This is a genomic window from Pseudoalteromonas sp. A601 (assembly GCF_002165575.1).
Lineage (GTDB): Bacteria > Pseudomonadota > Gammaproteobacteria > Enterobacterales > Alteromonadaceae > Pseudoalteromonas.
Map to the genome: position 1 here is coordinate 193,800 of NZ_MXQF01000009.1, position 6,773 is coordinate 200,572.

At 39.1% G+C, this 6,773-nt stretch carries 5 protein-coding genes; 1 reads left to right on the forward strand and 4 read right to left on the reverse strand.

The genetic code is table 11. The features are described 5' to 3' along the window. Nucleotides 1-15: 15 nt before the first annotated feature. Nucleotides 16-831: a serine O-acetyltransferase gene (cysE, locus tag B5G52_RS09770; RefSeq protein WP_087532473.1), complete on the reverse strand. Its 816-nt coding sequence runs from the start codon at nt 829-831 to the stop codon at nt 16-18. Nucleotides 832-1,006: 175 nt separating this feature from the next. Then, nucleotides 1,007-3,892, reverse strand: a complete 2,886-nt coding sequence (locus B5G52_RS09775) for a pitrilysin family protein (RefSeq protein ID WP_087532474.1) — start codon at nt 3,890-3,892, stop codon at nt 1,007-1,009. A gap of 248 nt (nt 3,893-4,140) precedes the next feature. On the opposite strand from B5G52_RS09775, the gene B5G52_RS09780 reads away from it, so the two are divergent. Beyond that, nucleotides 4,141-5,097 (forward strand): methylenetetrahydrofolate reductase, encoded by a 957-nt coding sequence (locus tag B5G52_RS09780; protein WP_087532475.1) that lies wholly within the window; start codon nt 4,141-4,143, stop codon nt 5,095-5,097. Nucleotides 5,098-5,551: 454 nt separating this feature from the next. On the opposite strand, the gene B5G52_RS09790 is transcribed toward B5G52_RS09780, so the two are convergent. Then, nucleotides 5,552-6,103, reverse strand: a complete 552-nt coding sequence (locus B5G52_RS09790) for a hypothetical protein (protein ID WP_087532476.1) — start codon at nt 6,101-6,103, stop codon at nt 5,552-5,554. A gap of 274 nt (nt 6,104-6,377) precedes the next feature. Next, nucleotides 6,378-6,773: GGDEF domain-containing protein (locus B5G52_RS09795; protein ID WP_140394314.1), on the reverse strand; the 396-nt coding region annotated here is incomplete at its 5' end.

The following is a 6,773-nucleotide window of genomic DNA, read 5'->3' on the forward strand; positions in this document are numbered from 1 at the left end:
TATAACATGACACTTTTACAGCATAGCACTGGTGTGCGATTCGTTCTCTGGCTCTGCTTCTAAAAAGTTTTGATTCATGCTTTCTGCCGGACACGGGCAATTTGGTTTACCAACTATTTTAGCAGGAACCCCTACAGCTGTTGTATGCGGAGGTACAGGGCTAAGTACAACTGAACCAGCGCCAATTCTAGCGCCCTCGCCGACTTCTATATTACCGAGTACTTTTGCCCCAGCACCAATTAAAACGCCTGCGCGAATTTTAGGATGGCGATCGCCTTTTTCATTACCTGTACCACCTAAGGTAACTGACTGTAGAATAGATACATTGTCTTCGATTACTGCGGTTTCACCAATCACTATGCCAGTTGCATGGTCAAACATAATACCATGGCCGACTTTACAAGCAGGATGGATATCAACGCCAAATACTTCTGAGGTACGGCTTTGAATAAATCGAGCGAGCTCTTTACGGTTTTGACGCCAAAGGCAATGGGCAAGTCTATGAGCTTGAATCGCATGAAAACCCTTTAAATTTAAAATAACAGTAAGGTATGTATCGGCAGCAGGGTCTCTGTCTTTAACCGCTTTTATATCATGGGCAACATGAGTGAGCATTCGGTCACAGTCAACAAAAGCTTGATCAAACAATTCGCGAATTGTAAAAGCAGATACAACTGCATCAGACAATTTGTTTGCAACAATAAAGCTCAATGCTGAACCTAAACACTCATGGTTCAAAATGCATGAATAAACATGGCTTGCCAAGAGGGGTTCGCGAGTTACAACTTCATTTGCTTCAGTGCGAAGCTGTTGCCAAATTTCATGACGCATAGGACGACCTTAAATTAATACAAAATATGCTTTGTGCCAGTTTAACGGATTTCATCGCAAATGTGTTAACCCTGTAATTATTTGTTCTAGTTATTAGTTATAACTAATCGCAAACAAAAATGCCCCTACTTTAAGGGGCATTTAGTTAATGTGTATTTAGTTATCTGAATTTCGTTTATTGAAACACTTTATCTACAGCAAGTACTTCAATGTTTTTCGCAGGAATTGCTAGTTTGTAATCAGCAATTACCTTATCTTCAGCCACCAGCTCTGCTGGCTTTTCTGCGTTATACACCATAGGGGATGTTTGCTCAGACGCTAAGCGCTTTTGCATATCTTTGCCATCACCGGTGATAAATACATACTGGATATCATCTGTTTGTAAGTTTTCTTTTATAACACGATTTACGTCAGCAAGGCTTAACTTTTCAAGCTGGCTCGTTACATACTTTACAAACGTGTCAGTGTTATAAAACTCGCTATCAAGTGCGTAACCTAATTGACGGTTTTGACTGGCGACCATTTGCGGCACAAAGTTGATTAAGAAGTTACGCGTTGCGTCAAAGTCTTTTTCTGTCATGCCATTTTTGATCAACTTATCAAGTTCAAATAGAGCCGTACGTGTTGCAAAGTGCGCGTCATTATTTGAACGCAGTGGGCGCAACCACACTTGGAATATTTGCTCAGAACGACCAAGGTTTGCATCAGGTTTTGTTTGGAACATACCACGCGGGAAATACTCAATATAAGCATAATCGCCGTAGTTCATACCACGCGTTTGACGAATACGATTATAAAGATAAGCGTTAGAACTACGGTGCTCACCAAAGTATGAACGTACTAGCCAAAGTGCAGTCCAGTCTTCGCTACTACGAATTGTATCAATCGGGAAGCCAAATGAGACTGCGGTAGATTGTGCAGACTTTTCAACAATGGTTGCATGATGCCCTTTAAGTTCTGGCGCATCAGGGATTGATAGGCGGCTTTGATCACCTTTTGGTAAATCACTTAAATCTCTCAGCATAGTTGCTTTAAGTGACTGTGGCACCGCGCCAATTAAACCAAGAGTAAGCTTAGCTTGGGTAAACTCTTTAGCATAAAATGCTTTTACATCATCAAGCGTGAGCGCTTCAAGATCAGATAAATCACCATAGTTATAGCTTTCATATGGGTGCCCTTGATAGAGCTTATGATAAAGCACCTCTTTACCTAACTCTTCATCATTTGATGCTTTAAGACCCGATTTAATACCATCAATCAGCTCTTTCTTCAAACGATTAAAGTCATCTTCTCTAAAACCCGGATTAAGTAACTGCTCACTAACTAGCGCATACCACTGAGCTGCATTATCTTTATGCACACGCCCTTGTAGCGAGATCATTTCTTTATCTAACTGATAACCAAAGCTGCCCGCTAATGGGTAAAGAGCTTGTTTAATATCATTGTAGCTCTTGGATTCTGAGCCACCTTGAGCCAGCATTGCAGCTGTAAGTGCTGCTACGCCCTTTTGACCTTTAGGATCAGCGGATGCACCGGTATGGAATAACCAATTAACATCAATTAGCGGTGAGTTATTGGTTTTATCTAGTACCTTAAAGTGGCGCTCTTTAACCGTTTGTTTACTAGCTACAAGCGTATTTAAATCAGCCTCTTGCTCAAAGCCAGCTACTTTATCAAGCGACGACATAGTCACCGTAGTACGACTACTATCAACAAAATACTTGTTCGCAATGTCTTGAATATCTTTTGCGGTGATGCTGTCTGCCGTTGCGTATAATTGATTGACAACTTCTGGATCACGTTCAAAATGCATATAACTTGCAAGGGTTGAAGCAATCGCTTGAGATGAATCTAGACCATTTATAAAGCTATATTTAAGATTAGACTTTAAATCAGCAAGCTTTTGGCTATCTACAAGCTCTGTACGCGCTTTTGCATAAGTACTATTGATTGCATCACGTGCTTTAACTAAATCTTCTTCATTCTCAACTTTTACAAATACATGCAATAAACCAGGATCTTTAGTGTCTGGGTTATAGGTAAACATTTGGCTGGCAATTTGTTTATCAACCACTAGTTCTTGATACAACTCAGAGTTATTTGAAAAATAAAGCTGCGACAGCAAATCAAGGGCTGCACGGTCTTTTTTCTCAGGCTCCCAAGCCGCGCCTTTATACGACACTAGCAACCAATGTCCTGGTAAACCTTCATTTTTTTCATGCACATACTTTGCTGCTTGTTGTTTTGGCTCAGTTGGAATGTCAGCAACATAATCGCCTTTTTGCCAGTTACCCCAATGCTTTTTCACCATAGCCATGGTTTCTTGTGGATCGACATCACCGACAATCACAAGCGATACATATTCAGGCTTATAAAATTTATCAAAAAACTCTTTACCGTAGGCCATTTGATCTGGCATGGCTTCAATGTCTTCAAAAAAGCCCATTGTGGTATGTTTATACGTGTGCTTTTCAAAAGCTTCATTGCGCACAGCTGAAAGCAACTTGCGAACTGGGCTAGCATTATTCTTAAGATATTCACCTTTTACAGTTAATGCTTCGGTACGAAATTGCTCTTCTGAATATTTTAAGTTTTGAAAAATATCAGCTTCAATTTCAAGTACTTTATCAAGGTGCTGCTTGGAAAAGTTTAGGTGGTAATTTGTATAATCATTCGTTGTATAGGCGCGGTTATCTACACCTGAATTTTTTAAAATATCAGAATAAACATCTTGCGGAAATTTTTCAGAACCTTTAAACATCATGTGTTCAAAAAAGTGTGCAAAGCCGGTTTTACCCGCTTCAACTTCGTTGCGTGAACCCACAGATACCGGGATTTGCAATGAAACGACATCTGGGTAATCAGTTTTCACCACCATGACCCGCAAACCGTTATCAAGCTCTTCGAGCACATAATCTTGTGAGAACACACGGCTATCGGCGCTTGCTACTGAGTTTTGTTCTATCTCAACTTCTTTAACCATCGTTGCGCTTTCATTACTTGCGCAACCACTCAGCGCCAGCGTTACCGCTAAGCTTGTTGCTAATAATTTAAATTTCATTGTTATCCCTTGTTAGTTGAATAAATTTATTGTTGTTAGATATTCGATTATGCAACAAACCGACCGAATATAAGAGCCCTTGGCCAATGATTTATGTAAACAGTTGTGTATTTACTGTACCCAAAAACAACTTCAACATGAGCTAAATTCATATTCATTGAGAAAGTTTCATTAAAAAAATCTATCTAGACGTCTAAATGGCTGCTATATTACCAAGCATAGAACGTTAATTGGCTGGAATGAGGATTATGGCTTTATCATTACAAGAGAAAATTGAAGATACCAATCAGGGTGTTTACTTAATTGGCACAACACCACCACGTATTGGTACCGATAAAGCCCAGCTTGAAACCATTGCACAAAAGCTGTTAGGCCGCTTACACGAAATTGAATATGATGGCGTTGTAATTTATGACATTCAAGACGAAAGTAGCCGTACAGCAAAACCTCGCCCTTTCCCATTTAAGCAAACCGTTGACCCTCGTGAGTACAGCCGCTTGTTACGTCAATTATCACAACAAGATGTGATCACCTATAAGAGTGTTGCCCAGCGTGGTGAAGCCGAATTTAACCAGTGGCTTGACGAAACTAAAAATGACTTTGATTTAAAAAACTTGGTACTCGTTGGTAGCCCGTCATCTAATGGCGATATAAAGTTAAGCTTACCTAACGCTTATAAAGCACTCGCAGAGCAAGCTGATGATTTCTTTCTAGGCGGTGTAACCATTGCTGAGCGTCATGCAAGTAAACGTAACGAGCATGAGCGTTTACTTGAAAAAACGGCACAAGGTTGTCAGTTTTTTATCTCGCAAGCGGTTTACAACGCACAAGACACCATTGATTTGATCACCAGCTATGCTCGCAATTGTAAAGCGCAAGGTATTAAGCCAAACCGTATCATTTTGACTTTCACACCGTGCGGTAGTGAAAAAACCTTAGACTTTATGCAGTGGCTAGGTATTTCAGTGCCTGAAGCGACCAAATGGCGCATGCTAGATGCAGAAAACCCATTAAGCGAATCAGTACGCATTTGCCGCGAGAACCTAGATTCAATTCTAAAAAGTTGTGCCCATTTAGATGTGCCACTAGGTCTAAATATTGAAAGTTTAACCAACCGTAAAGAAGAGATTGATGCATCTATCAACCTTTATCGTTTATTAAAAGCGACAATGGAATTGAATCTAGCTGAGAAGCAAATAGCTTAGCTTCGGGCTTCGGGCTTCGGGCTTCGGGCTTCGGGCTTCGGGCTTCGGGCTTCGGGCAATGATGATAAGCGACATAGAATAAGCCAGCTAAAGTATTTAGTTTCGTTTCCTTCTCTTTGTGCAAAAACTTAGTGAATTATTCACAAAGAGGTTAAGAGACGCTGCGCTTTAAAGTAATACAGATTCTAGCCCGACTAGCCATAGCCTGTGGTATCACCAGCCCCAAAGTAGCCGCTTGGAAGCGAAGATCCTTGTAGAAGCTCAAAAACAAAAGGAATTAACATTGCACTAGGCAATGACTATTTAGCGTCACAAGGTTTAGTGTCATTGAGAGATATTTGGATCAATATTCATTACGAGAGATGAACCGCCCATTGCACTTCCTGTTAATAAAAGCGCATGATGGGTGGTGTGGGGCTAGAGGTTAGAGACCTCCGGCTACCCGATTAGATTTTTAAAGCTGACTAACTACATAATAAATATTATTAAATATCGTAGGGAGCAATAACAGTAAGCCAATAGAATATAAAGTAAAGCATATAACTCTTGAAAATTTACCTGTTGTATTTTCTTGATCTGATATTTTCCAAAACAAGTCTTTCATGTAGCCATCTCTCTGAGCATGACCACTATTTTCAAGTACATTTTCAATGCTTTTATCTACTTTATGTTGAATTCTCTTTGCGTAACTTTGCAAATACTGGCTACTTAAGCCTGCTTCTTTAAAATCAGAATAATCAGGATAATCTTTTATAATTTCAGGACAACAAAAGTTATACACAAGGTTTCCTAAAACTACAAACACGGCACTTATGTAAAATAACTTCCAGGAAAATGGAAGAGTTAAACTTAAAATTAACCCAGGAACTACACTCGAAAAATCCAAAGTATCCTCAGCCAGAGAAAATAATTTTGCAACGATAGGTACAATTACTAACCAAATATAAGATGTTGCTAGTAACTTATTTTTCCCAAGTTTATTAATTGTTTTCCAATTTGTATACATTGCACTCTCAGTAAAATATAACAGCTTATTGAACACCGTTTTGGTGGTTTATAACACACCAAAACCGCGTATATTACATACCCTGATAATTTCACCAATAATTACCTTTGTAAACAAATAATGAAAACAGCTAGGAATCAAGCGTGTTATTTTGCCCCAAAACGGCGTTTAATAGTGTTATTGGACAAAATTAGTTTTCTACTCAAAACACAGGAATAAATTTAATTTTTTCAGTGTTTGGTTATCGCTCTTAGCTGGCTGTCCGGTGAGGTATTTAAGGTTTTTTGGCTACCTTAAACGCTTGCTTTACTCTATACATATCTTTATCTGCAATATCTAGTAATGCTTCGAACGACTCTTTTTCTGAAGAGCTAAAACTACGTCCTATACTCAAGGTTAAATTTGGTAGGTTTTTATTTGCAAGCTCTGCGTGGTAAGCATTTATTATTTTATCTATCACATTATTAATTAATAACCTGTCAGAAATCTGAATCAGCGCAACAAATTCATCCCCGCCTAAACGACCAATAATATCAGCATCACGCAAACGCGATTTTAGTGTTTTGGCGAGTGCTATTAAGGCTTGATCACCTATTTCGTGGCCATAGTTGTCGTTTAATTTTTTAAAATCATTTATATCAATCCTAGATTCGGATAATAAGTGCAATTT